Origin of the sequence: Streptomyces sp. CB01373 (genome assembly GCF_002803075.1) — a bacterium.
Lineage (GTDB): Bacteria > Actinomycetota > Actinomycetes > Streptomycetales > Streptomycetaceae > Streptomyces.
Window position 1 is genome coordinate 147,557 of the sequence record NZ_NNBK01000015.1, and the last position, 24,930, is coordinate 172,486.

General features: G+C 74.4%; 9 protein-coding genes. 4 read left to right on the plus strand and 5 right to left on the minus strand.

Features of this window, described 5'->3' with window-relative positions; all coding sequences use genetic code 11:
• Window positions 1–54 precede the first annotated feature (54 nt).
• On the minus strand, window positions 55–1,374 hold the full coding sequence (locus CG719_RS24835; protein WP_100570895.1) for a hypothetical protein: 1,320 nt from the start codon (window positions 1,372–1,374) through the stop codon (window positions 55–57).
• A gap of 618 nt (window positions 1,375–1,992) precedes the next feature.
• Between CG719_RS24835 and CG719_RS24840 the strand changes: the two genes are divergently transcribed.
• The 4 genes from CG719_RS24840 (at window position 1,993) to CG719_RS24855 (ending at window position 17,765) form a co-directional block, all read left to right on the plus strand.
• Window positions 1,993–3,183, plus strand: a complete 1,191-nt coding sequence (locus CG719_RS24840; protein ID WP_100570896.1) for an SDR family oxidoreductase — start codon at window positions 1,993–1,995, stop codon at window positions 3,181–3,183.
• Window positions 3,184–3,224: 41 nt separating this feature from the next.
• On the plus strand, window positions 3,225–4,808 hold the full coding sequence (locus tag CG719_RS24845; RefSeq protein ID WP_100570897.1) for a PfaD family polyunsaturated fatty acid/polyketide biosynthesis protein: 1,584 nt from the start codon (window positions 3,225–3,227) through the stop codon (window positions 4,806–4,808).
• A gap of 56 nt (window positions 4,809–4,864) precedes the next feature.
• Window positions 4,865–11,071 carry a type I polyketide synthase gene (locus CG719_RS24850; RefSeq protein ID WP_199836766.1) on the plus strand — a complete coding sequence of 2,069 codons (6,207 nt, stop codon included), beginning with the start codon at window positions 4,865–4,867 and terminating at the stop codon, window positions 11,069–11,071.
• Between the two features lie 70 nt (window positions 11,072–11,141).
• Window positions 11,142–17,765 carry a type I polyketide synthase gene (locus tag CG719_RS24855; protein WP_100570898.1) on the plus strand — a complete coding sequence of 2,208 codons (6,624 nt, stop codon included), beginning with the start codon at window positions 11,142–11,144 and terminating at the stop codon, window positions 17,763–17,765.
• Window positions 17,766–17,818: 53 nt separating this feature from the next.
• Here CG719_RS24855 and CG719_RS24860 read toward each other — a convergent pair whose 3' ends face one another.
• From CG719_RS24860 to CG719_RS24875, 4 genes are all read right to left on the minus strand, one after another.
• Window positions 17,819–19,201, minus strand: a complete 1,383-nt coding sequence (locus CG719_RS24860; protein ID WP_199836767.1) for a sensor histidine kinase — start codon at window positions 19,199–19,201, stop codon at window positions 17,819–17,821.
• A 3-nt stretch (window positions 19,202–19,204) separates the two neighbouring features.
• Window positions 19,205–19,882 carry a response regulator transcription factor gene (locus tag CG719_RS24865; RefSeq protein WP_100570899.1) on the minus strand — a complete coding sequence of 226 codons (678 nt, stop codon included), beginning with the start codon at window positions 19,880–19,882 and terminating at the stop codon, window positions 19,205–19,207.
• Window positions 19,883–19,969: 87 nt separating this feature from the next.
• The gene (locus CG719_RS24870) at window positions 19,970–20,662 is read right to left on the minus strand and encodes a BPL-N domain-containing protein (RefSeq protein WP_100570900.1); all 693 of its coding nucleotides are present in this window, start codon (window positions 20,660–20,662) and stop codon (window positions 19,970–19,972) included.
• Window positions 20,659–24,717, minus strand: a complete 4,059-nt coding sequence (locus tag CG719_RS24875; protein WP_100570901.1) for a Pls/PosA family non-ribosomal peptide synthetase — start codon at window positions 24,715–24,717, stop codon at window positions 20,659–20,661. The genes CG719_RS24870 and CG719_RS24875 overlap by 4 nt, the downstream gene beginning before the upstream one ends.
• Window positions 24,718–24,930 lie beyond the last annotated feature (213 nt).

Sequence of the window (24,930 nt, forward strand, 5' to 3'; positions counted from 1 at the left end):
GGGTTGGCACCGGGACCGTACCCGAGCGCTGGGTTCGGCCCGGTGCCGGTTCGTTCACTCGGGCGCCGAGGCCCCTTCCAGCTCACCCACGGCCTGCTCCCACAGTTCCGGGAGCAACTCCCCGAACGGCAGGGCCCGGTCGGACACGAAGGTCACCTCGGCCGAGCTGCCGAAGAACGACAGGCCCACTCCGAAGAGGTGTCCGGGCACCAGCAGGGGCAGCAGGGCGACGCCCGTCACCTGGGTGGTCCCCAGGCTGCCCTTGTCGGCGACCGGCATGGACGTGGCCATGACCTGGGTGACGCCCGGGGAGAGCATCCTGCGCAGGTACCACTCGGTCGGGCGGTCGGGCATGTGGCGGACGAGGTCCTGAATACCCTGCCTCCATGAGTCGCCCCGCAGTTTCCGGGTCGTCGCCATGACGTACTCGAGGCGCCGCAGGGACGAGTCGCCGTCCCGGGACGGGGTGCCGCGCTGCGGGGCGGCCCGCACGGGCAGTTCCAACGGCAGGGCGAAACAGCGGTTGCCCCAGGTCTGTTCCTCCTCCGGGCGGCGCGCGTCGACAGGCAGCAGTACCGTCACGCGGGGAAGCCGTACACCGGACTTGGCGGACCAGGCCGACAACGCCCCGCCGAGCGCGGCCAGATGGGCGTCGTGCGCCGATCCCCCACGTGCCGCACCGATCCGGCGGAGGGCGTCCGCCGACACCCGGCCCCGCCACAGTCGCCGCTCCCCGGTGGGGACGAAGGGGATGGCCGGACGGCGGCCGGGGAGGGTGAGCGAGCCGGCAATGAACTTCGCCGCCAGCCCGACGGCGGTGCCCACCCGCCGAGGCAGACCGGCCGGGCGGCCCTTCGCCGGCACCGGGCGGGCCGAGGCCTCCCCCTCGCCCAGGATGGCCCGGAACGTCATCGCGGCTGCCGAACCGTCCTGGCAGGCGTGGCGGAAGCGGTAGCACAGGGCGTACTCGTCGGGCGCATGGCCATGGACCAGCCAGAGCCCCCAGTAGGTGCCGGGCGCGAACGGCGCGTTGACCGCGGTGTGCAGGGCCGTGTCCCAGCCCTCGGAACCCTCTGCGACCACCTCGTGGACGTGACGGTCGATGCTGAAGTCCGCGTCCGGCCGCCACCGGGGGCGCCGTGAGCCGCCGCCCTGGATCCAGCTCGTGTGCAGGGGCAGCCGGCCCAGGCGGAAGCCCACGTACGCGCGGAGGTCCGCCAGGCTCGGGGGCGGCCCGCTCAGGTAGGCGACGCCGCCGGCGTCCCAGCGGGTGTCGGGGTGACGGCGTTCCATGCTGAGGAAGACGCGGTCGATCGTGTGGGTGGGGAGACCGGGCAACGGATCGGACGGGGCTGACGGGACGGACGCGGGCATCGGGGAACTTCCATTCGTGCCGAGGGACGGGCAGGCGGGGCGAGGCCGGGCGGTCGGCCATCCCGACCGACCGCGGGACGCGTCACCTCGGCCTGGATCAACACGGTTTATATCCGCGCGTGGTGGGCGGCCGTAGGCGCTCGGGACCGCGGGCTCCTCCGTCTCACGCCGGGCTGGACGCACCGCACCGCCCGCAGGCGGCGAGGCGGAACCGCCCGGGGCCGCGCATCGTCACCTCTCCGCCGCCTCCGGCGAGATCATCCGAAAGGAGGACAGGCCTTCCCGTCGCCCGCTCGGTCCCGGCCGCTTCGTCGCGTCGCTGCGGACGGGCGTCCTGCCATCGCGACGGGCGCTTCGAAGGAACGTCCTGGATACGCACGGACCATGGCCCAGGTCATCCGTTCAGGTGAGCCGGTGGGATCGAAAGCTCCGTCGCCGTCCGCCGTCTGACACTGTGTGCCTTGCCCCGCGATCATCAGGCCGAGCCCGCCGGTGCCCTTGCGCGCCGTGGGGGCGGTCGACTGCGTCCCGCCTCCCGGCCGCCGCAGCGGCCCGGCCGTCACCGCCCTCGCGCGCGGTCGTGGTCCTGTCCCTCTCGGAACCCTTGGAGCCAAGGTCATGCACGTCGCCCTCACCGGCGCCACCGGATTCCTCGGACTGCGCCTGCTGCGCCGTCTGCTCGGCACACACCGGTCGGTGACGGTCCTGGCCCACGCGGGGTCGGGCGACGCGGTGCACCGCATCAGCCGGTTCTTCGAACTGACCGGCGCGCCCGAGCCGTTCGTCGCCGAACTCCCCGGCCGACTACGGGTGGTGGAAACCGAGTTGGAGCAGCCCGGGCTGGGGCTGTCCAGGCGCGCGTTCCAGGAGCTGGCCGACGGGCTCGGCGCGATCTGGCACAGCGCGGGCAGCATCAACCTGGAGGGGGATCTTCCCGAGCTGCGCCGGACCAACGTCGAAGGGACCCGGCACGTGCTGGAGTTGGCCGCCGCCGGACGCCACAGACCCGTGCTCCACCACGTGAGTACGGCCTTCGTCGCCGGGAGCCGGCGTGAGGGGGTCGCGTACGAGGACGAGCTGGACGACGCGAACGGCTTCGAGAACACCTACGAGCGCTCCAAGTACGAGGCGGAGGTGCTGATCCACGCGTGGTCGCGGCAGCACCGCCGTCCGGTCGTGGTGCTGCGGCCCAGCATCCTGGTCACGGATCTGCCGCCGCACCCGGAACTGCCCTCGCATCCGCTGCAGGTCATCGAGCGGATCCTGCGCGACGCGCGACGCGCCGCCGGTCCCGGGAGACCTGCAAGCGACGGTGCCGGGTCCGATGGCCCGCACGGTGCCGGCCTCCCGGACGGTCGTCCCCGCGTCCGCATCGTGGGGCATCCGCACGGCCGGCTGAACCTGATGCAGGTGGAGCACGCCGCCGAGGTCATGGTGCGGCTGGCCGGCCGGACACCCTCGGGCGGAGTCGACACGTACCACGTCGTCCATGACCGCGACGTGCCGGTGCCGACGATCGTGACCCTGCTGGAGCGGCTGGTCGGGCTGTCGATCGACCTGGTCGCCACCAAGCCGGACGATCTGTCGGCGCTGGAGGCGCTGGTGGACTTCTACCCGGGCCTCACGGCCTACCTGGCCCACTGTCGGCGCTTCGACGACACCAGGGTCCGGGCCCTGTTCGGTCCGTCGGCGGCCTCCCGGCCGGTGGACCTCGACTACCTGTTGTGCGGGCTGCTCCCGAGAAACCCGGTTCCTGCCGGGCCGTCACCCACGCCCACGGCCGCCTTCCCGTCCGCCCGGTACGCCTGACCCGCGCACCTCGCCTTCCCTCTCCCCGCTGGAGCCCCTTCGTGCCCGTGCTCTACCCTCCTGACGCCCCCGCCGCGTCCCCTCCGGCCTTCTCCCTGGAGGAGATCGCCGCCTGTGCCCGAAGGGTCCGGGAACCCGTACACGTCGTCAGCGGGCCGAGCGGCCGTGAGCTGGGGCTCGCGACCGGCCCCGTACCCGACGGACAGGTGCTCGGCACGCTGCCGCCGCTGTACCCCGAGTGGCTCGGCGGGCGCACCTTCTGCGAGGCGCACGGCGTCCGTTTCCCCTATGTGGCGGGCGAGATGGCGAACGGCATCGCGACCACGCGGATGGTGTCCGCGATGGCCCGGGCGGAGATGCTCGGCTTCTTCGGCGCCGGCGGTCTGGCGTACGCCGAGGTGGAGCGGGCCGTGCACGCGCTGGCGCAAGAACTGCGGTCCCGTCCGAACTGGGGCGTGAACCTCATCCACTCACCGGCCGAGCCCGCGCTGGAGTTCCGCGTCGCCGAGCTGCTGCTGCGCTGCCGCGTGCCCCGGATCTCGGCGTCGGCGTTCATGGAGCTGACCCCGGCCGTCGTTCTGTGTTCGGCGCGGGGTCTGCGCCGGGGCGCCGACGGCGGGATCGTCCGGGGTACGCGGATGCTCGCCAAGGTCTCCCGGCCCGAGGTGGCGGAGAGGTTCCTCTCCCCCGCGCCGGCCGCGCTCCTCGACCTGCTCGTCGCCCAGGGGAAGCTGACCCCGGAGGAGGCCGCTCTCGCGGCCCTGGTGCCGGTGGCCGAGGACATCACCGTGGAGGCCGACAGCGGAGGTCACACCGACAACCGGCCGTTGTCGGCCCTGCTGCCGAGGATCGTCCTGCTGCGCGACGCGCTCTGCCGGCGGTTCGGCTACCCCCGGCCGGTCAGGATCGGCGCGGCCGGCGGACTGGGAACTCCGGACGCGGTGGCCGCCGCCTTCGCCCTCGGCGCGTCCTACGTCGTCGTCGGATCGGTGAACCAGACCGCCGTCGAGGCGGGCCTGTCCGACGAGGCCAAGTCGATGCTCTGCGAGGCGGACGTCGCCGACGTGGCGATGGCACCGGCGGCGGACATGTTCGAACTGGGAGTCACGCTGCAGGTGCTGTCCCGGGGAACGATGTTCGCCCAGCGGGCCGCCAGACTCCACGCCGCGTACCGGGCGCACGGCGCGCTGGAGGAGATCCCGCCCGCGGTGCGCATCGCGATCGAACGGGATGTGCTGCGAGCCTCGTTCGACGAGGTCTGGCAGCGTACGCGCGCTTTCTGGGAACGCCGCGACCCCTCGGAGATCACGCGTGCGGAGGCCGATCCCAAGCACCGTATGGCGCTGGTCTTCCGCTGGTACCTGGGCAGTTCCAGCCGGTGGGCGATCAGCGGCGAGTCGGCGCGGCGTGCCGACTACCAGATCTGGTGCGGTCCGGCGATGGGCGCGTTCAACCGCTGGGTCGCGGGCACGTTCCTCGCCGAACCGGCGAACCGGTCCGTGGTGCAGATCGCGCTCAACCTGCTCGAAGGCGCCGCGGTGCTCACCCGCGCCCATCAACTGCGCACCTACGGAGTCCCGTTGCCGTCCGAGGCGTTCACCTACACCCCGTGCGGGCTGGCATGAGCGGCCCTCGAGTCCCGAAGTCGTCAGCAGCAGCCGTCCATCCCCGAGGAGATGTCGTGTCCGCTTCCGCCCCCGGGCAGGTGCCCGTCGCCGTGGTCGGTGTCGGTGCCCTGGTGCCCGGCGCGACGGACGCGGCCGGCTACTGGCGGATCGTGACCGGCGGCCGGGACCTGATCACCGAAGTGCCCTCCTCCCGCTGGCTGGTGGCGGACCACTACGACCCCGACCCGGCCGCCCCCGACAAGACGTACGCCCGCCGGGGTGCCTTCCTGCCGGAGGTGGACTTCGATCCGCTGGCGTACGGTGTGCCGCCCGCCGGTCTGCCGGCGACGGACACCTCCCAACTGCTCGCCCTGATGGTCGCGGACCAGGTGCTGACCGACGCCGGCGGTCTGCCGGACATGGACCGGGACCGGGTCGGCGTCGTCCTCGGCGCTGCCGCCCTGGAACTGCTCCCGCACATGTACGGGCGCGCCCAACGCCCGCTGTGGCTGAAGGCGTTGCGGGAGTACGGTTTCGCAGAGGCCGAGGCGCGGGCCGTGTGCGACCGCATCTCGGCGCACTTCACTCCGTGGCAGGAGTCGACCTTCCCGGGCCTGCTCGGCAATGTCGTCGCGGGACGGATCGCCAACCGGTTCGACCTGCACGGCACCAACCACACCACCGACGCCGCCTGTGCCAGCTCCCTGGCGGCCCTGTCCACGGCGGTCGGTGAACTGGCGCTCGGACGGGCCGACCTGGTGATCAGCGGAGGCGTGGACACCGGCAACGACATCGGCATGTTCCTGTGCTTCTCCAAGACGCCCGCGCTCTCCCGCTCCGGTGACTGCCGTCCGTTCTCGGACGCGGCGGACGGCACCATGCTGGGCGAGGCGGTCGTGATGTACGCGCTGAAGCGGCTGTCCGACGCGGAGCGGGACGGCGACCGGATCCACGCGGTGATCCGGGGCATCGGCACCTCGTCCGACGGCCGGAGTACGGCGATCTACGCGCCGCTCCCCGACGGTCAGGCACGGGCTCTGCGGCGCGCGTACGAGCAGGCGGGATACGGTCCACGGACCGTGGAGCTGGTCGAGGCGCACGGGACCGGCACGAAAGCCGGGGACACCGCCGAACTGACGGCGCTGCGCGCGGTGTTCGAGGCGCCGGGGCGCACGGACGGGCCGCGTACGGACGGGCAGTGGTGCGCGCTCGGCTCGGTCAAGTCGCAGATCGGGCACACCAAGTGCGCGGCGGGCGCGGCGGGGCTGCTCAAGGCGGTCATGGCCCTGCACCACAAGGTGCTGCCGCCGACCATCAAGGTCGACCGGCCGATCACGGCGGCCGCCGACCCGGACGGCCCGTTCTACGTCAACACCGAGACCCGGCCGTGGGTGCGGCCCGCCGGTCATCCGCGCCGGGCGTCGGTGTCGAGCTTCGGCTTCGGGGGCAGCAACTTCCACGTCACGCTGGAGGAGTACGTGCCCTCGGGCACCGCGGCCCGTGTGCCGCCGCGCCATCGCTCAGCGCCGGACGAACTCGTCCTGTTCAGCGGCGCGTCACCGTCCGACCTGGTGCCGCCGGAGACGGACGGCGACCGTCCGCTGGCCGCGCTCGCCCGGGAGAGCCATCGCGCGTTCTCGCCCACCGACCCGGTGCGGCTGGCCGTCGTCGCCACGGACACCGAGGACCTGCGGGAGAAGTGCGCGCAGGCGCTCACACTGATCCGGCAACGGCCCGGCACCGCGCTCTCGACACCGAACGGCATCCGGTACGCCGTGGGGGACCCTGAGCCCGGCCGGCTCGCCTTCCTGTTCCCCGGGCAGGGCTCCCAGTACGTCGGGATGGGCGCCGGCCTCGCGATGCTCTCGCCGACCGCCCAGGCCGTGTGGGACCGGCTGGGCGGTACCGGTTTCGACGGACGGCCCCTGCACCGGGTGGTGTTCCCGCCGCCCGCGTTCACCGACGAGGAACGCGCGGCTCAGGCGGCGCTTCTGGCCGCCACCGAGTGGGCGCAGCCCGCTCTCGCGGTGCACGCGCTCGCACTGCTGGACGTACTGCGGGAGTTGGGGCTGCGACCGGACTGCGCGGCGGGCCACAGTTTCGGTGAGCTGGTGGCACTGCACTGCGCGGGTGCCCTTGACGCCGACGCCCTGGTCGGTCTGGCCCGCAGGCGCGGCGAGTTGATGCGGGACGCGGCCGCCGTGCCGGGCGCGATGCTGGCCGTGGCGGCGGACCGCGAGCACGTGGTGTCGGTGCTGACCGCCGGCGGGTTCGGCGACATCTGGCCGGCCAACCACAACTCCCCGCGCCAGGTGGTGCTTTCGGGGGCGACGGAGGCCGTCGCGCGCGCCGAGAAGGCGTTCGCGGGCGAGGGTGTCGGCACACGCCGGCTGGCCACGTCGACCGCGTTCCACAGCCCGCTGGTCGCCCCGGCCGGTGAACCGCTCGCCGAGTTCCTGCGTACGGTCACGTTCACGGAGCCACGGTTCGAGGTGTACGGCAACGCGGACGCGGCACCGTACCCGTCGTCGCCCGCCCAGGTACGCCGCCGGATCGCCGAGCACCTGGCCTCACCGGTGCTCTTCCAGGACCAGATCGAGGCGATGTACGCGGCGGGGGTGCGCACCTTCGTCGAGGTCGGCGCGGGCACCGCGCTGACCGGCCTGGTCGGGCAGATCCTCGGTGACCGCGAGCACGCGGCCGTCCCCCTGGACCGGCCGGACCGGTCCGGGGTCTCCAGCCTGCACACTGCGCTCGGCGAACTCGCCGTGCGCGGCATCCCTCTCGACTTCGATCCCCTCTGGGCGCCGTACGCCTCGCCCGGAACCCCAGTCAAGGAGCGCACGCCCCGGATGACCGTGAAGATCAGCGGAGCCAACTACGGTCAGCTGTACCCGCCCCGCGCCGACGGGGCCGAGCCATCGCCGCCCGCACCCGTGCTGGAGCGTGGGCCGGAGCGCCACTCGTATGGCGCACCTGCCCCTGCCCTCTCCCCCTCCCCCTCCCCCGCGTCCGACATCCCGGTGGTTCCCATGCACGCGTACGAAGCCGAGCCGTCGCACGACCCCGTACCCGCGTACGACCCCGTACCCGCGTACGACGCCGTGCCCGCCGACGACGCCCTGTCCGTGTACGGTGCCGAGTCCGGAGCCGCCCCCGGAGCCGAGTGGTACGCCGCGGTGGAGAGCGTCCAGCGGCACACGGCTGAGGCTCACGCGGCCTGCCAACGCATGCTGACCGACAGCCATTTGGCCTTTCTGCGGATGACCGAGACCACCCTGGCTGCGATGCTCGGGATCCAGGGCACCGGCGGTGTGCTCGACGCCCCGGCTCCCCCGGCACCGCTCCCGCTCCCCCGTCCTTCAGCGCCTCGGCAGGTCCCTGCACCCGTGACACCGGCCCCGGCGGCGGTCGGCGTTCCCGGGGCCCAACCGGCCTTCGTACCCGCCGGGTCCGGCGTCGCGCCGTCGCCCGCACCGGTCGCCGCCGAGGACCGGGCGCCTGCCGCCGTCCCGGTGGATTCCCCGGCTCAGGCCACCGATGACGCGCCCCTGTCGGCGTCCGCGCTGGAGGAACTCCTGCTCTCGGTGGTGGCCCGGCTCACCGGCTATCCGGCCGAGATGCTCAACGTGGACATGGAGTTGGAGGCTGATCTGGGAGTCGACTCGATCAAGCGCGTCGAGATCCTGTCGGCCGTGCGCCGCAGCGTCGGCGACATGGCGACGGGAGACGTCGGAGAGCTCGGCAAGCTCCGTACGCTGCGCGAGATCGTCGAGGCGCTCACGGAGGCCGGCCGGCAGCCCGGGACCCCGGCGCCGAACGCCCCGGCCGCGTCCGCGTCCGCCTCGTCCGGGCCCCCCGCCATGTCGGAGGTTCCCACAGCGTCAGGAACCCCCGCAGTGGCGGGAACTCCCGCCGTCTCGGGGATTCCCACCGCACCCGCGATTCCCGCCGCCCCGGAGATGGCCGGCGTCCCAACAATCCCGGCCATGCGCACCGAGTCCGGGCAGGAGACGGCACTGACGAGGCTGGTGCCGCGCGCCGTGGAGTCACCGGCGTCCGGCCTGGCGACGGCCGGGCTCCTGGACGGACCGCTCGTGGTGACGGGCGCGGGCCCCCAGGACGCCCCGCTCACCGGCCTCGTCGCGCGGAAGCTGGCGGAGCACGGCGTGGACGCCACCGCCACGGCGGAGGTGCCCGAGGGCGCGCGCGGTGTCATCCACCTCGGCGGGCTGACGGAAAGCGGCGCGCCGGACGAGGCGCGGGAGGTACACCGGTCGGTGTTCCGCGCCGCGCGCACAGTCGCGGCACAGGCGGCCGAGCGCGGCGGGCTGTTCGTGACCGTGCAGGACACCGGAGGCGACTTCGGGCTCGGCGGTCACGCACCCGACCGGGCCTGGCTGGGCGGGGTCGCCGGTCTGACCAGGACCGCGGCGAAGGAGTGGCCGGGAGCCTCGGTCAAGGCCGTCGACTGCGAACGCGGCGGCCGGAGCGACGAGGAGGTCGCCGAGGCGATCGTGCGGGAGCTGCTGGAAGGCGGCCCCGACCTGGAGGTGGGTCTCCGCGCGGACGGTACCCGCACCACCCTGCTGGCGGTGCCCGCGCCGGTGACGCCCGACGGCACCCGGCGGATCACACCGGAGTCGGTGATCGTGGCCACCGGAGGGGCCCGCGGGGTGACCGCCGCCGCGCTGCTGGACCTGGCCAGGACCCATCGTCCGCGGATCGTGCTGCTCGGCAGGACGGCACCGTCTCCCGAGCCCGAGGGGCTCGCGTCGGCCGCCGACGAACCGGCGCTCACCCGGCTGCTCGCCGAGCGTTCCGCCGGGGACGCGGCGGACTCCTCGCCCGCCCGGATCGCGGCGCGGGCCCGGGAGATCCTGGGCGCGCGCGAGGTGCGGGCGACGCTGGCGGCGCTGGAGGAGGCGGGGTCCCCCGTCCGGTACGTGCGGGTGGACGTCCGCGACGAGGACGCCGTGGCCGCGGCACTGCGCGACGTACGTGACGCGTGGGGGCCGGTCACCGGCATCGTGCACGGCGCGGGGGTGCTGGCCGACAAGCTGATCGCCGACAAGACCGACGAGCAGGTCGAGTCGGTGATGTCCACCAAGGTGGACGGTCTGCGCACGCTGCTGGCCGCGACGGCGGACGATCCGCTGGACGTGATCTGCCTGTTCTCCTCGGTGGCGGCCGTGTTCGGGAACGCGGGGCAGAGCGACTACGCCATGGCCAACGAGATCCTCGCTCAGGTCGCGTCCGCCGAGCAGGTCCGCCGCCCCGGCTGTCTGGTGCGGTGCGTCGCCTGGGGTCCGTGGCGCGGCGGTATGGTCACGCCGGCTCTGGCCGGGCACTTCGGCCGGTCCGGGGTTCCGCTGATCCCTCTGGAGCAGGGGGCGGCCGCCTTCACGGCCGAGCTGGACGGCGCGGCCGGTGGGGCCCGGGTCGTCCTGGTGGCCGGGGACGATCCGGAGGCCCTGTCGCCGGCCGGCGATCCGCGTCCGGCTGAGCTGCTGGTCCGGGCGGCCAGCCTGCCGCAGCTGGCCGATCACGCGATCGCCGGGGTTCCCGTGCTGCCCGTGGCGATGGTCCTGAACTGGTTCGCCGGGGCGGCCACCGCATGGCTGCCGGGTGCAGCCGGCTCTCTCGTCCTGCGCGATCTGCGGGTGTACAGGAAGTGCGCCCTGCCCGAACTGGCCGGCGCGGGCCACCGGCTCACCCTGCACGGCAGCCGGGGCCCGGCCGGTTCGCCGTCGGGGCTGGAGGCGGAACTGCGGGGCGACAGCGGGGTGGCGCACTTCCGGGCCGTACTGGACACCGGAGCCGAGGAGCCGGATCCGGCCGCGTGGAGCAGCCCGGACGGCCTCAAGCCGCTGGATGGCGCCGAGTTGTACGACGGGGAGATCCTCTTCCACGGCCCCCGCTTCCACTCCGTCCGCTCGCCGCAAGGTGTTTCGGAGCACGGGGCCGAGGCGGTCGTCGCGGGCGTATCCGTTCTGGAGTGGCCGGGTGAGCACTGGCCGCTCGACCCGGCCGCCGTGGACGGCGCGCTCCAACTCGCCCTGGTCTGGGCGCAGGAGGCACTCGGTGCTGCGACCCTGCCGATGGCCGTCGCGGAGTGCAGGGTGCACCGGCGCGGCCCGGTGGAGGGCACCGTGCGGTGTGTGCTGCGGGGCCGGAAGGTCCACAGCACGGGGGCGCGCTGCGACGCGGCGCTCATCGACGCCGACGGAGCCGTCCGTCTGGAACTGCTGGGCGTGGAACTCGTCCGCCGCCCCTCCTGAGCCGCGCGCCCTTCCGACCCGGCCCCCCGCGTACCAGTCCCGCCCTGCCCCGCCGTGAAGTGAGACCCACATGCAATTCGAACCGATCGCCGTCGTCGGCCGGGGCTGTGTGCTGCCCGACGCGCTCGATCCGGACACGTTCTGGGACAACGTCGCCGCGGGCCGCGCGAGCCTGTCGGCCGTCCCGGAGCGCCGGTGGCGGCTGCCCCGCCGCTGGGCCATGGGCTCGGTGGACGACCATCTCGACCGGACCTGGACCGATGTCGGCGGGTTCGTCACGGGGTTCGAGTCCGTCTTCGACCCGAGCGGCTTCCGGATGGCCCCGGAGCGGATCCTGTCCCTGGACCCGCTCTTCCACTGGGTCCTGTACGGCGTCCGGCAGGCGCTCACGGAGGCGGGCCGCGAGGGTCCGCTGCCGCGCGCGGGCCTTGTGCTGGGAAACCTGTCCTACCCCACGCCCTCGGGGGCGGCTTTCGCCGAGCACGTCTGGCTGTCCGCCCAGCAACCCCGGCTCCGTGACGCCCTGCTGACGGGAGAGCGCGGGGAGCGGCCCGACGCCCGGAACCGCTTCTCGTCCGGGCTGCCCGCCCTGCTCGCCGCACGGGCCCTCGGGCTCGGCGCGGGCGCGTGGTCCCTCGACGCCGCCTGCGCGTCGTCGCTGTACGCGGTCAAGCTGGCGTGCGACCGGCTGCACGACGGCACGGCGGACCTGATGGTGGCCGGTGCGGTCAGCCGGGCGGACCCCCTCTATCTGCACGTGGGGTTCTGCGGGCTGTCGGCGACGAGCCGTACGGGGCGCAGCCGCCCCTTCCACCGGGACGCGGACGGCCTGGTGCACGGCGAGGGCGCCGGGTTCGTCGCGCTGATGCGGCTGTCCGAGGCCCGCGCCGCCCGTCTGCCCGTGCTCGGGGTGATCCGCGGTGTCGGGTTGTCCAACGACGGGCGGGGGGCCGGGCTGATCAGTCCGTCGGAGGAGGGCCAGGTCCGTGCCATGCGCCTGGCGTACGAGGTGGCGGGCGTCGCGCCCGGGACCGTGTCGCTCGTCGAGTGCCATGCGACGGGGACGCCGGTCGGGGACGCGGTGGAGGCGCGCGCCATGGCCCGGGTCTTCGGGGCCGGTGACGACGTGCCCATCGGTTCGGCGAAGTCGAACGTCGGGCACCTGCTGGCCTCGGCGGGCGCGGCCGGGCTGCTGAAGGTACTCGGCGCGCTGCGCGCCGGGGTGCGTCCGGCGACGCTCGGGGCACAGCGGCCGCTGGAGGCGCTGGCGGGCACGCCGTTGCGGGTGCTGGCGGCGCCGGAACCGTGGTCGGGGCCGCGCCGGGCCGCGGTGAGCGCGTTCGGGTTCGGCGGGACCAACGCCCATCTGGTGGTGGACCTTCCGGACGGCGACCCGGTGCCCGCCGCACCGCGACCGCTGCGCCCGACGTCCGCCGTGTCGCAGCCGGTCCACCCGCCGGCCGACGCCGTGACCGCCCCGGCCCGGGTGCGGGAGTCGCCGGGCGTCCGTACACCGGTGGCGATCATCGCCCTGGGCGCCCGCGTCGGCGACGGGACCTGTACCGAGGACTTCCGTCGGGCGGTGCTCGGCGGTGAACTGCGGGGTCCCGCCACGGAGATCGCCGTGGAGTTGAGGGACCTGTGCTTCCCGCCCCTGGCCCTTCAGCGGACGGTGCGCCATCAGCTCCTGGTGCTGGAGGCGGCCCGGGAGGCCGTACGGTCGGTGTCCCTGCCTCGGGAGCGGACCATGGTGGTCGTCGGCATGGGGGTGGACCCCGAGGTGGCCCGGGCGGGCGCCCGCTGGCGGGTTCCCCACTGGCTGGAGCAGGCCGGGCTTTCCGCCACGGCGGCGTCGGCGGGGCCGGCGCGGGACGCGTTCGTGCCGCCCATGACCGCGGAGGCGGTGGTGGGCAGCATGCCGAACCTCGTCGCGAACCGGATCAGCACCCAACTCGACCTGGCGGGACCGGGGTTCGCGGTCTCGGCGGAGGAGGCGTCCGGACTGGTGGCGCTGGACCTGGCGGCCCGGGCCGTACGGTCGGGGGAGGTCGACGCCGCCCTCGTCGGTGCCACCGACCTGTCCTGCGAGGCGGTGCACCGGGCAGCCCAAAGGGAGTTGGGACACGAGGACGAACCCGGGGACGCCGCCGTCGTCCTGGTCCTCAAGTCGCTGGACGCCGCGCGCAGGGACGGCGACACCGTCGTCGCCCTGCTGGACGAGGACACCCCCGGCGCGCCCGGCATGGTCATCGGAGACGGCCCCGACGCGGTGTTCGACCCGGCGTCGGCCTTCGGGCGCGCTCACGCCGCGTGCGGGCTGGTCTCCGTCGCGGTCGCGGCGCTCTCGCTGCATCACCGCGCGGTGCCCCGCTCGGGCGGTCCCGCGGACACCGCGGCCGTCGCGGACACCGCGAAGGCCGTGGTGACACCGATGGAAGGGCCCACCGCGAGTGTCCGGCTGCGCGCGGGAGACGCACGGCCGTGGCTGCGGGGCCCGGCTCCGCGTCTGCACGTCTTCTCCGGGGCCGGCCGCCGGGAGGTGCTGGCCGCGCTGGAGGCCGGCGCGGAGTCCGGAGCCGGACCGGCCCGGCTGGCGCTCGTGGCCGACGACGACGCGTTGCCGGGCCGTGTGGAGGCGGCCCGTCGTTGGCTGGCCGGGGACGGGACCCGCCCGGCCGATGTGGCGTACCGGGACAGGCCGGTCACGGGGCAGACCGCGTTCGTGTACACCAACGGCTCTGCCGCGTACCCCGATATGGGCCGCGAGTTGATGCTCGCGCTGCCGTCGCTCGGCGAGGCCTTCCGGGCCCGGCACGGGGCCATCGGCGCACGACTGCGTTCCCGGACGGAGCGCGGGGTGTTCGACCAGATCTGGGCCGCCGCCGAACTCGCCGCCGTTCACACGGTGTTCAGCCGGGAGGTGCTCGGGCTGCGGCCGGACGCCGCTGTCGGGTACTCCTCGGGCGAGTCGGCCGCCCTGGTGGCGCTGGGTGCCTGGCCGGACTCGGCGAGGCTCTTCGACGTCACCCGTGACAGTGGTCTGTTCACGACCGAACTCACCGGTGAACTCAGGGCGGTCCGGAGGCACTGGGAGCGTCTGGGTGTCCAGGGCTCCCGCTGGTCCAGCCATCTGGTCACGGCGCCCCTGGAGGTGGTCCGTGCCGAGCTCGCCGCCGAGGTCGCGGTCCATCTGATGGCGGTGAACGCGCCCGGCGTCTGTGTCATCGGCGGCGAGTCCCGCGCGTGCGCGGCCGTCGTGGCGAGGATCGGCGCCGACCGGGCGATCGAGCTCGACTACGACCTGGCCGCCCACGCACCGGAGTTGGCGGAGATCCGCGAGGTGTGGCGCCAGGCGCACCACCAGGCCACCGTCGACGTGCCCGGTGTGCGGTTCTACAGCGGGGCCACCGGGCAGTCGTACCGGCCGACGGCCGAGCGGGCCGCCGAGGCCCTCACCGCGCAGGGACTGAACACGATCGACTTCGCGGCCACGGTCGAGCAGGCGTGGGCCGACGGTGTCCGGGTCTTCGTGGAGCACGGGCCGCGCAAGCTGTGCACCGGCTGGATCAAGCGGGTGCTGGGCGACCGGGATCATGTGGCCGTCGCGCTGGACGCCCCGGGCGACACCGGGCTGCGGCAGCCCTGCCTCGCGGTGGCCGAACTCGTCGCCGCCGGGGTGCCGGTGCGCGCCGACGAGTTGTTCGCCAGGCTGGCGGAGGCCGCCGCCGAGGTTCCGCGTCCCGGGCCCGCGGTGACCGTGCCCGTACCCGCGTCTCCGGTGCTGCCGCCGGTGGAGGCGGCCCCGGTGACCCTGCCCCGGGCCCCCGAGCTGGCGCCGGTGCCGGACCGGGAGCCCGGCCGCTCCGGGGCACCGGCCTCCGTCGCCGTGCCCCGCCCCGGCGCCTCGGAGCGGCGTCCGGCGCCGAGCGTCCGGCCGACGGAACCGGACGGACGGGAGCCGCGGGTGACGGGCGCCCGTGCCGCGGTCCTGCGGCAGACCGGTCGGGTCGCCGCGCTGCACCAGGAGATCCTCGCCGGGCACGCCGAGGCCCATCAGCGGTTCCTGCGGATGTCCGCGCTCGCCGTCACCGCGCTGAGGAGCGGCGGCGTGTCCGTTCCCGTGCGGCCACCGGACCTCCCGGCCCCGCGTCCGGCTCCCGTACCGTCCGCTCCCCGCCCGCTCTCCCTGCCGTCTGTCCCTCCGGAGACGGCACCCTTGAGGCCGGGGCCGAAGTTCGACCGTGCCCAGCTGGAGCATCTCGCCTCGCGGGAGGTCTCCGCGCTGTTCGGCCCCCGGTTCGCCGAGCAGGACGCGTACGCGGTGCAGACCCGGATGCCCCAGCCGCCCATGCTGCTCGCGGACCGGGTCACCGGCATCGACGCCGTGCCGGCGGCGCTCGTCGCGCCCGGCCCGGTGCGCACCGGCGGGACGATCTGGACGGAGACCGACGTCCTGCCCGGCGGCTGGTACCTGGACTCCACCGGACGTATGCCCGCCGGGCTGATGATCGAGGCGGGCCAGGGGGATCTGCTCCTGCTCAGCTGGCTGGGCATCGACCTCCTCAACCGGGGGGAGCGCGCCTACCGGCTGCTCGGCTGCGAGGTGACGTACCACGGCAGCCCGCCGGAAGCGGGCGACACCCTGCACTACGAGATCCACGTCGACGGCCACGCGGAGCACGACGGTGTCCGGCTCGCCTTCTTCCACTACGACTGCTACGTGGACGACGAGCTCCGGCTCAGCGTCCGCGAGGGCCAGGCCGGGTTCTTCACCCCCGAGGAGCTCGCGGGCAGCGGCGGTGTGCGGTGGGATCCCGCCGAGCGGCCGCCCGGCGACGACCTGCCGCTCGACCCGCCCGCCGTGCGCTGCGGGCGCGCTCGCTTCGACGCGGACCGGGTGCGGGCCCTGGCCCAGGGACGGCCGGCGGACTGCTTCGGCCCCGGCTGGGAGACGACGGCGGCGCACGTACGCTCACCGGGGCTCGACGACGGCAGGCTGCGGCTGCTGCACGAGGTGACGGAGTTCGACCCGGCCGGAGGTCCGTGGGGCCGCGGCTATCTGCGGGCCGAGACCCCGCTGTCGCCGGACGACTGGTTCTTCGCGGGGCACTTCAAGAACGACCCCTGCATGCCGGGCACCCTGATGCTGCAGGGCGGCCTCCAGGCGATGGCGTTCTACCTGACCGCCCTCGGCTTCACCGTGGACCGGGACGGCTGGCGTTTCGAGCCCGTCGACGGGCTGCCCTTCAAGGCGATGTGCCGCGGCCAGGCCACTCCGGCCGGGCGGCGCGTCGTCTACGAGGTGTTCGTGCGCGGTGTCTCGGCCGGTCCGGTGCCGACGCTGTACGCGGACGTGCTGGGCTGGGTGGACGGGACGAAGGCGTTCCTGGGCCAGGAGGTGGCGCTGCGGCTGGTGCCCGACTGGCCGCTGTCGCACTGGCGGCGCTCGGGCCCGCCCGTCGTGCAGGGCAGCGGTGCGCCGGTGCCGCTCCCGGTGCTCGGCGGGCTGGCCGAGCACCGGGAGGAGAAGCCGGTGGCGACGGCGGCCGATGGGCTCCCCTTCGGCTACGCCTCGTTGCTGGCGTGTGCCTGGGGCAGGCCGACCGAGGCGTTCGGTGCGGCGTACGAGCCGTTCGACGGCACCCGCAGGGTCGCACGGCTGCCCGGTCCGCCGTACCACTTCATGAGCCGGATCGTCTCGGTGGACGGTCCGCAGGGCGGCATGCGGGAGGGCAGCGGTGTCGTCGCGGAGTACGACGTGCCCGCGCGTGCCTGGTACTTCGAGCAGAGCGGCGGCCGTACGATGCCGCTGGCCGTCCTGATGGAGATCGCGCTGCAACCCTGCGGGTGGCTGGCCTCGTACGCGGGCAGCGCGCTGACCACCGGTACGGATCTGCTGTTCCGCAACCTGGACGGCGCGGGAACGGTCACCGGTGAGGTCACTCCGGCGACGGGCACGGTCCGCACCCATGCCGAACTGACGCGTGTCTCGCAGAGCGGGGACATGATCATCGAGTCGTTCCGGGTGAGGTGCACGGCCGACGGCGTGCCGCTGTTCGAACTGTCGACGACCTTCGGCTACTTCCCGCCGTCGGCCTTCGAGCACCAGCAAGGCCTCACGGTGTCGGCCGCGGACCGGGCGCGTCTCGACGAGCCCTGCGACCGCGTCGTCGATCTGACCGCCCGGCCCGCCCGTTACTGCGCCGGGGAACCACGGCTGCCGGGCCCGATGCTGCTGATGCTCGACCGGATCACCGGCTCCTGGCCGGACGGGGGCAGCCGGGGGCTCGGGCGGCTGCGGTCGGAGAAGGACGTCGTCCCGGGCGAGTGGTTCTTCCGTGCGCACTTCTTCCAGGACCCGGTGCAGCCGGGGTCGTTGGGCGTCGAGGCCATGTGCCAGCTTCTCCAGTACCACCTGCTCGAACGCGGCGCGGCGGACGGCATCCCGCACCCGCGGTTCGAACCGGTGCTGCCCGGCCGCGAGACGACCTGGACCTACCGCGGCCAGATCACCCCGGCCAACCGGCTGATCCGGGTGGACATGGACATCGTGGAGAGCGGTACGGACGCGCGGGGGCCCTACGCGACGGCGGACGCGACGCTGTGGGGCGACGACACCTGCATCTACCGAGTGCGGGGGCTGGGCATGCGCGTGGTGTCAGACGCGGCTCCCGGGCCCTCATCCGCTCCGTGACGTGAGTGCCCGGCCGTGGCGGGCGTACTGCTCGCCGGTGGGGCGGCCGGGTTTCACGGGCCCTGGCCCGTCGCCGGGAGCAGGACGACCAGCCGGGCGCCGGGGCGGTTGTCCTCGATCCGGGCGCTGCCGTGGTGGGCCGTGACGGTGTCACGGACGATGGCGAGGCCGAGGCCGCTGCCGCCGGTGTCCCGGGCGCGGGCGCCGTCGAGCCGGGTGAAGCGCCCGAAAACGCGCTCGCGGTCGGCCTCCGGGATGCCGGGTCCGTCGTCGGCGACGGTCAGTTGTGCGGTGTCGCCGAGTGTGTGGAGGCTGACGTCGATCCGGGTGCGGGCATGGCGCAGCGCGTTGTCCAGCAGGTTGCGCACGACACGGGCGAGGGCGTCCCCGTCGCCCGCCACCCGCGCGGCGCCCACGGCGTGCTGGTCGATGACGAGGCGGGTGCGCCGACGGGCTTCGCGCACCTCGGTGAAGACGATCTCGTCCAGGTCGACGGGGCGGGCCCGCAGCCGCGGCCGGGCGTCGAGCCGTGCGAGCCGGAGCAGGTCGTCGACGAGCCGGGTGAGCCGTTCGGTCTGCGGCAGGAGCCCGGCGGCGAGGGACTGCCCGTCCCCCAGGCCGGGGTGCTGGGCCGCGACGGACAGGCGGGTGTGCAGGGTGCTCAGGGGGTTGCGCAGTTCGTGGGCCGCGTCCGCGACGAACCGCCGCTGCCGCCGGGCCGAGGTGTCCAGGCGGGCCAGCAGGTCGTTGAAGGTCGTGGCCAGCCGGCCGAGCGCGTCGTCGGCGGGCGGTACGTCGAGGCGGCGGCTCAGGTCGGACGCGGTGATCTCGGCGGTCTGGGCGCGCATGCCGTCGACGGGGCGCAGCGCACGCCCGGTGAGCAGCCACGCCACTCCGGTGAGGGCGGCGACGACCGCCGGTACGCCGGTGGCCAGGCCGACGGTGAGCTGGGCAAGACCGTGGTCGACGCTCTCGGTGGGCACGGCGACGTAGACGGTCACCGGGTCGCGGGCGGTGCCCGCGGGGATGCCGACGGCGCGCCATGTCCCGCCCGTGCCCACGGGGATGTCGTCGATGGTGTGGGCCCGCGGGGTCGCGGCCCGGCTCGCCGGGAAGGTGAAGGCGCGCGGCCGGCCACGCAGGTTGGCCGAGCTGGCCCGCACCTTCCCGTTCCCCGCGATCACCTGGACGGCGACTCCCCCGTGGTCGGTGGTGGGCACGTCCGCCGTGGTCTGGTCGCCGTCCTGGTCCGCCGCCACGACCTGGGCTCCTTGGAAGGCGGTCTGGTCGAGTCCGCTGATCAGGCTGGCGTGCAGCCAGACGACGAGCAGCAAGGCGGCTCCGGCCAGTCCGGCGGCGATGACGGCGCCCGCGGCGGCGGTCAGCCGCAGGCGCAGTGACCGGCGGGCCCACCACGACCGGATCCCCGCGGCCATTGGTCACCCCGTACCGCCGCGCAGCCGGTAGCCGGCACCGCGGACGGTCTCGATGGTCCGGCGTCCGAAGGGGGCGTCGATCTTGCGGCGGAGGTAGCCGACGTAGACCTCGACGATGTTGGTGTCGCCGTCGAAGTGCTCGTCCCACACGTGGGTGAGGATGTCCGCCTTGCTGATCACCTCGTCGGGGTGCCTGAGCAGGTATTCCAGGAGAGTGAACTCGCGTGCGGTCAGGTCGATGTCGCGGTGGCCACGGCGGCAGCGGCGACGTGCCGGGTCGAGCGCGAGGTCGCCGACGGTGAGGACGGCGGGGCGGGCGGGTGCGCCGCGCCGCAGCAGGGCCCTGAGGCGGGCGACGAGCACGACGTAGGAGAAGGGCTTGCTCAGGTAGTCGTCGGCGCCGAGGTCGAGGGCGTCGGCCTCGTCGTACTCCCCGTCCTTGGCGGTGAGGACCAGCACCGGGGTCCAGGTCCGGGCCGCCCGCAGACGTTTGAGGACCTCGTAGCCGGACAGGCCCGGCAGCATGATGTCGAGCACGATGACGTCGTACGGTTCGTGGAGCGCCCGCCAGAGTCCGTCCGGGCCGTCGTGTGCCAGGTCCGAGACGAAGCCCTCCGTGGCAAGTCCGTCGGCGATGGCCTCGGCGAGTGCCTGCTCGTCCTCGATGATCAACGTCCGCATGGCAGCCTCAGGAACAACGATAGCTCCGGACGGGAGCCTCCGTTTTCCGTGAGAAAGCCGAGAGACGTGTGCGCTACGGCGGTGGGGTCATTCCTCCATCACGGATTCCACCAGGTCCATGGCCAGGTCCAGGGTGTCGTGCACCGGCAGGCCGTGGTCGGTGTACCAGTCGGTCGTCGCCTCCGGGTGGGGACCGGTGACCGCCACCCGCCCGCGGCCGAAGGGGGTCACGAGGGCGGCGGGGGTGCCGTTGTCGTAGGTGGCGAGGACGGTGGCGTCGGCGTGCTCGTCGAGGACGAAGAAGGGGCCGTCCTGGAAGAAGACGGTGCGGGGCCTGCCTCCCCAGTTGACCGTGACGAGGGTGTCGCTGTCGTCGTGGACGGTGGCTCCGGGGGAGGAGATGTACTGGTCGGTGTCGCCGGGGAGCAGGCCGAAGCCCGGGGTGGCCCCGGCGAGGTAGCCGCCGAGGCAGAACCCGAGGTAGCGCCCGCCGTCGCGGACGAAGTCGCGGATCTCCCGGCGCCGCCGCCGCAGTCTCCGGTAGGCGGACGCGAGCGTGCCCCCTCCGGGCTGGGCGTACAGCGCGGCCTCGGTGAGGATCTCGGCCGACAGCGGGAGCGCTTCGTTCGGGCCGGTGTAGCGGACGTCGAGGTTCCACGGCCCGGCGGAGAGCAGTGCGGCGACCGCCTCGGGGCAGCCGGGCAGCGAGGCCGGGCCGTGGTAGACGAGGGCGAGGGGGCGGCGCCCGGCGGCGGCCCCTGAGTGCCCCGGGTGTGTCATGGCCGCCCCACCGCGGGTACGCCGTCGGCCTGGCCGGCCGGCGGTACTGTGCCGTCTCCTTCGGCGGGGAGCCCGCGCCAGCTCGTTCCCGGTGTCAGGCGCTCGCCCTTCATCACCAGGGACAGCGCCCCGAGCCGGACACCGGCGCCCACCTGCGTGTCGTAGAGCACGACGGTCCGCGCACCGACGCTCGCGGCGGGGCCGACGGTCACCGTGGACATCTTCATCACCCGGTCCTCGAACAGGTGGGTCTGCAGGGAGACGTGCATGCCGATCGAGGCGTCGTCGCCCACTTCGACGAGGTCGAACTCGGTGAGGTAGGTGGTGCCGATCCAGGTGCGCCGTCCGATGCGGGCACCGAGCAGGCGCAGTACCGGCGGCAGGAACGGCGTCCCCACCAGGGCGCCCACGCCCGCGGGCACCGCCGCCGCCTCGAAGAGGCCGGTGACGAACTCCGTGCGGCGCACGAACAGGCTCCACAGGGGCTCCACGCGCGGCCGGTACCGCCCCGCGACGACCCACTTGGCCGCCACGCAGCACCCGATGACGATCAGCACCCCGCCCGCCGTGAACAGCGGCGACACGACCGGCGCCACCCACGGCCCGGTGCGGCGGGCGGTCTCCGACAGCGCGAGCAGGTACAGGCAGGCCGCGGTCGCGAGCAGCGACATGGGCACGGTGACGCGGAAGAACTCGATGGCCAGCCGGCCGAGGACGGCTCCGCGGGTGGGCCGGAACGTCTTCTCCTCCGGGTAGGAGCCGCTGTCCTGGCGCACGGGCAGCCGCAGGGCCGGTGAGCCAAGCCAGGTGCTGCCGGCGGGCACGCGCTGCGCGGGCGGCACGGTGCCCACGCCGACGAGCGAGCCCGGGCCGAGCCGCGTCCCGGCGGGAACGAGCGCCGCGTTGCCCACGAAGGCGCGTTCGCCGATATCCGTGGGCCGGCAGGCCATGCGCCCGGCCGCGAAGGCCGCGGCACCGACGCCCGCCATGTCGGCGACGAAGCTGCCGTCGCCGAGGGTGAGCAGGTCGGGATCGAGGTGCGCCGCGGTGGAGATCTCGGCGCGCCGCCCGACGCGGGCGCCGAGCAGCCGCAGCCACGGCACGGTGTAGAGCGTGGCGTAGAGGGAGTTGGTGAGGGTGAGGCTCTGCTCCAGCAGCTTGTCGGCGATCCACTTGCGCACGCCCAGCGCCGAGCGCGCCGGATGGATCCCGGGTGGTGTCCTGGTCAGGACGGCCCGCTTGCCGACGGCGACGACCAGGCACACCGTGGCCACGAAGACCGGGCCGGACAGCGCGGCCGCCGCGAGAGCGGCGGAGGTGCCGCCGCGCGACCAGGCCCACCAGAGCAGGGCGGAGCTCGGCAGGGCCGCGGCGACCACGACGGACTCCAGCAGGACCAGGCCGAGCACGACGGCGGCCAGGTGGCGGGGCCGCCAGGGATCCACCCCGGTCCGCTCGCGCAGCATCGTCTCGACGTGCGGGGCGAGTGCCTCGACCGGGCGCGTGGGCGATCCGGCGCGGCGCGATCCGGCCGGGACGGCCTCGTCCGGGCCTGCCGCGGACTGCTCGCCGAGCGCGGACCCGGGGCCGAGGCGGGCCCCTGGTTCGAGGACCGCGTTGGCCCCGACGTACGCCCGCTCGCCGACGGTGATCGGCGCGACGGTGACCCAGCCGTCGGCGACCTGCCAGGGGCGCAGTGTGGCGCCGTAGCCGATCGTGGCGTCCTGGCCGACGCGCAGCAGCGTGGGCAGGCCGACGAAGCTGGTGGCGATGGTGGTGCGGGGGCCGACGCGGGCGCCGAGGAGCCGCAGGTACGGGCCCATCAGGGGGGATCCGCTGAGCGTCCGCAGGGGGCTGATGCCGTGCAGCAGTACGTCCAGCAGCCACAGCCGCAGGTATGTCGCTCCCCAGAGGGGGTACCGGCCGGGCCGGACGCCCGCCGCCAGGGGCCGTGCGAGCAGGACGGGGACGAGCCAGCGCACGGCGAACCAGCCGGCCAGCACTGCGAGGGCGGGCCCCGTGGCTTCGCCGCCCGTCACCTGTCCGTGGCTCAGCACGAGGGATCCGGCCACCGGGCCGGTGAGCAGGAGGAGCAGTACGTAGAGGGCCGTGGCCTGGACGAGGCCGGCGCGCGCGATGCGGGCGCGGCCGTGCCGCAGGAGGGCGGGGCGGGGCCGCCGCGGCGTGCGGGAGGCGTCGGCCGTGGCGCGCAGCCGTGCCGCGAAGCCGCTCACGGTCGGGTTCTCGTAGAGGTCGCGCAGGGTGGGGCCGGGGCCGCCGCCCGGGTCGCGCAGCAGGGACACCGCTCGGGCGGCGAGCAGCGAGTGGCCGCCGAGGTCGGTGAAGAAGTCGGCGTCCGCGGAGAGTTCGCCGGGGTCCATGGCGAGCGTCCGTGCCCAGGCGTCGCGCACCCTGGCCTCGAGCCGGTCGCGGACCGGCGTGACACGGCCGGTGCCGGCGAGCCGGCGGCCGGTGGGTGCGGGCAGTCTCCTGCGGTCCGTCTTGCCGCTGGGCATGACGGGCAGCCGGTCGAGGAAGTCCAGTGTGGCGGGGACCATGTAGGCGGGCAGCGACCTGCGCAGGCGCCGGTTCAGGCGGGCGGTGAGATCGTCGTCGGGGTCCGTGCCGTTCCCGGCGGGCACCACGTAGGCGGCGAGGACGCGGTCGCCGTCGTGTCCGTCGCGCGGCGCCACAAGAGTGGTGGCCGCCTGGGCCACGCCGGGGTCCTCCAGCAGTACGTTGTCGATCTCCTCCAGGGACACCCGGTAGCCGCGGATCTTCACCTCGGCGTCGGCCCTGCCGAGGTACTCGATCTCCCCGTCGTCGGTCATCCTGCCGAGGTCTCCGGTGCGGTACAGACGGCCCGGGCCGGGGGCCAGGGGGTGCGGGACGAAACGCTCGGCCGTCAGGTCGGGCCGTCCCGCGTAGCCGCGTGCGAGGCCCGGGCCGCCCAGGCAGATCTCGCCGACGGCGCCCTGCGGCACGGGTCGCAGCCGCTCGTCGAGGAGGACGGCCGAGCAGGTCGGCAGCGGGCGGCCGATGGTCACCGGGCGTCCCGGCCGGACTTCCTGCCAGGTGGCGGTGACGGTGGCCTCGGTCGGCCCGTAGGTGTTGAGGACGCGCCGCCCCGGCCTGCACCACCGCTCGACGAGCGGGGCGGGGCACACCTCGCCGCCGACGACGACCGTACGGAGCCGCGGGAGGTCGCGGGAGATCGTCGCGAGCAGCGTCGGAACGCAGTACAGGGCGGTGACCTGGTGCTCCTGGAGGAAGTCGGCGAGATCGTCGCCCAGTTGTCCTGGGCCGCCCGGTCCGGCGACGAGCGTGGCGCCGGCCGCCCAGGTGGGCCAGATCTCCTCGATGGAGAAGTCGAACGAGAGGGTCATGCCCTGGTAGACGCGATCGTCCGGCCGGATGCCGTAGATCGGTGCCACGACGCGCAGGAAGTTGCAGATGCTCGACTGCGCGATCTCCACGCCCTTCGGCCTGCCGCTGGATCCCGAGGTGTACATCACGTACGCCAGCGGATCGTCCGCTCCCCCGGTCGGGACGGCGGGCCGCCCGGGCGGCTGGGCGGCGAGGTCCGCGGCACACGTGTCGGTCTCGATCACCTGGCACGTCGTCCGGCACCGGCGCGCCCATGCGGCGCCGGACGCGAGCGCCGACGTGGTCAGCACCGCGGCCGCGCCCGCGTCGCCCAGGATGAAGGCGACGCGGTCGGGCGGCGCGGCAGGGTCGATCGGCACGAACGCCGCGCCCGCCTTGCACACGCCCAGCAGGCACGCGTACATGTCCACGGTCCGGGGCAGCAGCAGGGCTGCTCGGCTGCCGGGGCCGATGCCGGCACGCAGCAGGTACCGGGCCACTCGGCCGGCCCGCGCGTCGAGTTCGGCGTAGGTCACCCGCCGCGATCCGCAGACGAGGGCCGGGGCCGACGGAGTGCGGTCGCAGGCGTCGTCGAAGAAGCGGTTCAGCCGGTCGCCGGTGCCCCCGGTTCCCGGGGCCGTGCGGCCCCGGCGAGGAGAGACGGGTGGGGCTGCGGTGCGGGAAACCATGGTCGCCTCCTCTTCGATGCGAGAAGAAGATGCGGGAAGGACTCGCTTCCTCGGTGCGCAAAGGACCCGGTCGTCCCCAGGACTCCTCCAGCCTCGGCGACGCCCGCTGAGAGGACACTGAGAAGCCGCCCGGGGCCGGCCCCGCGGGCCGCCATCCGCGCCCGCCAAGGCGATCGCGAGGACCGCTGCCCCGGCCCGCGGGACGACGTCCTG

Bases quoted from the DNA above. Each gene is read 5' to 3' on its own strand.
- CG719_RS24835 (WP_100570895.1), bottom strand. From the start codon at position 1,374: ATGCCCGCGTCCGTCCCGTCAGCCCCGTCCGATCCGTTGCCCGGTCTC.
- CG719_RS24840 (WP_100570896.1), top strand. From the start codon at position 1,993: ATGCACGTCGCCCTCACCGGCGCCACCGGATTCCTCGGACTGCGCCTG.
- CG719_RS24855 (WP_100570898.1), top strand. From the start codon at position 11,142: ATGCAATTCGAACCGATCGCCGTCGTCGGCCGGGGCTGTGTGCTGCCC.
- CG719_RS24860 (WP_199836767.1), bottom strand. From the start codon at position 19,201: ATGGCCGCGGGGATCCGGTCGTGGTGGGCCCGCCGGTCACTGCGCCTG.
- CG719_RS24865 (WP_100570899.1), bottom strand. From the start codon at position 19,882: ATGCGGACGTTGATCATCGAGGACGAGCAGGCACTCGCCGAGGCCATC.
- CG719_RS24870 (WP_100570900.1), bottom strand. From the start codon at position 20,662: ATGACACACCCGGGGCACTCAGGGGCCGCCGCCGGGCGCCGCCCCCTC.
- CG719_RS24875 (WP_100570901.1), bottom strand. From the start codon at position 24,717: ATGGTTTCCCGCACCGCAGCCCCACCCGTCTCTCCTCGCCGGGGCCGC.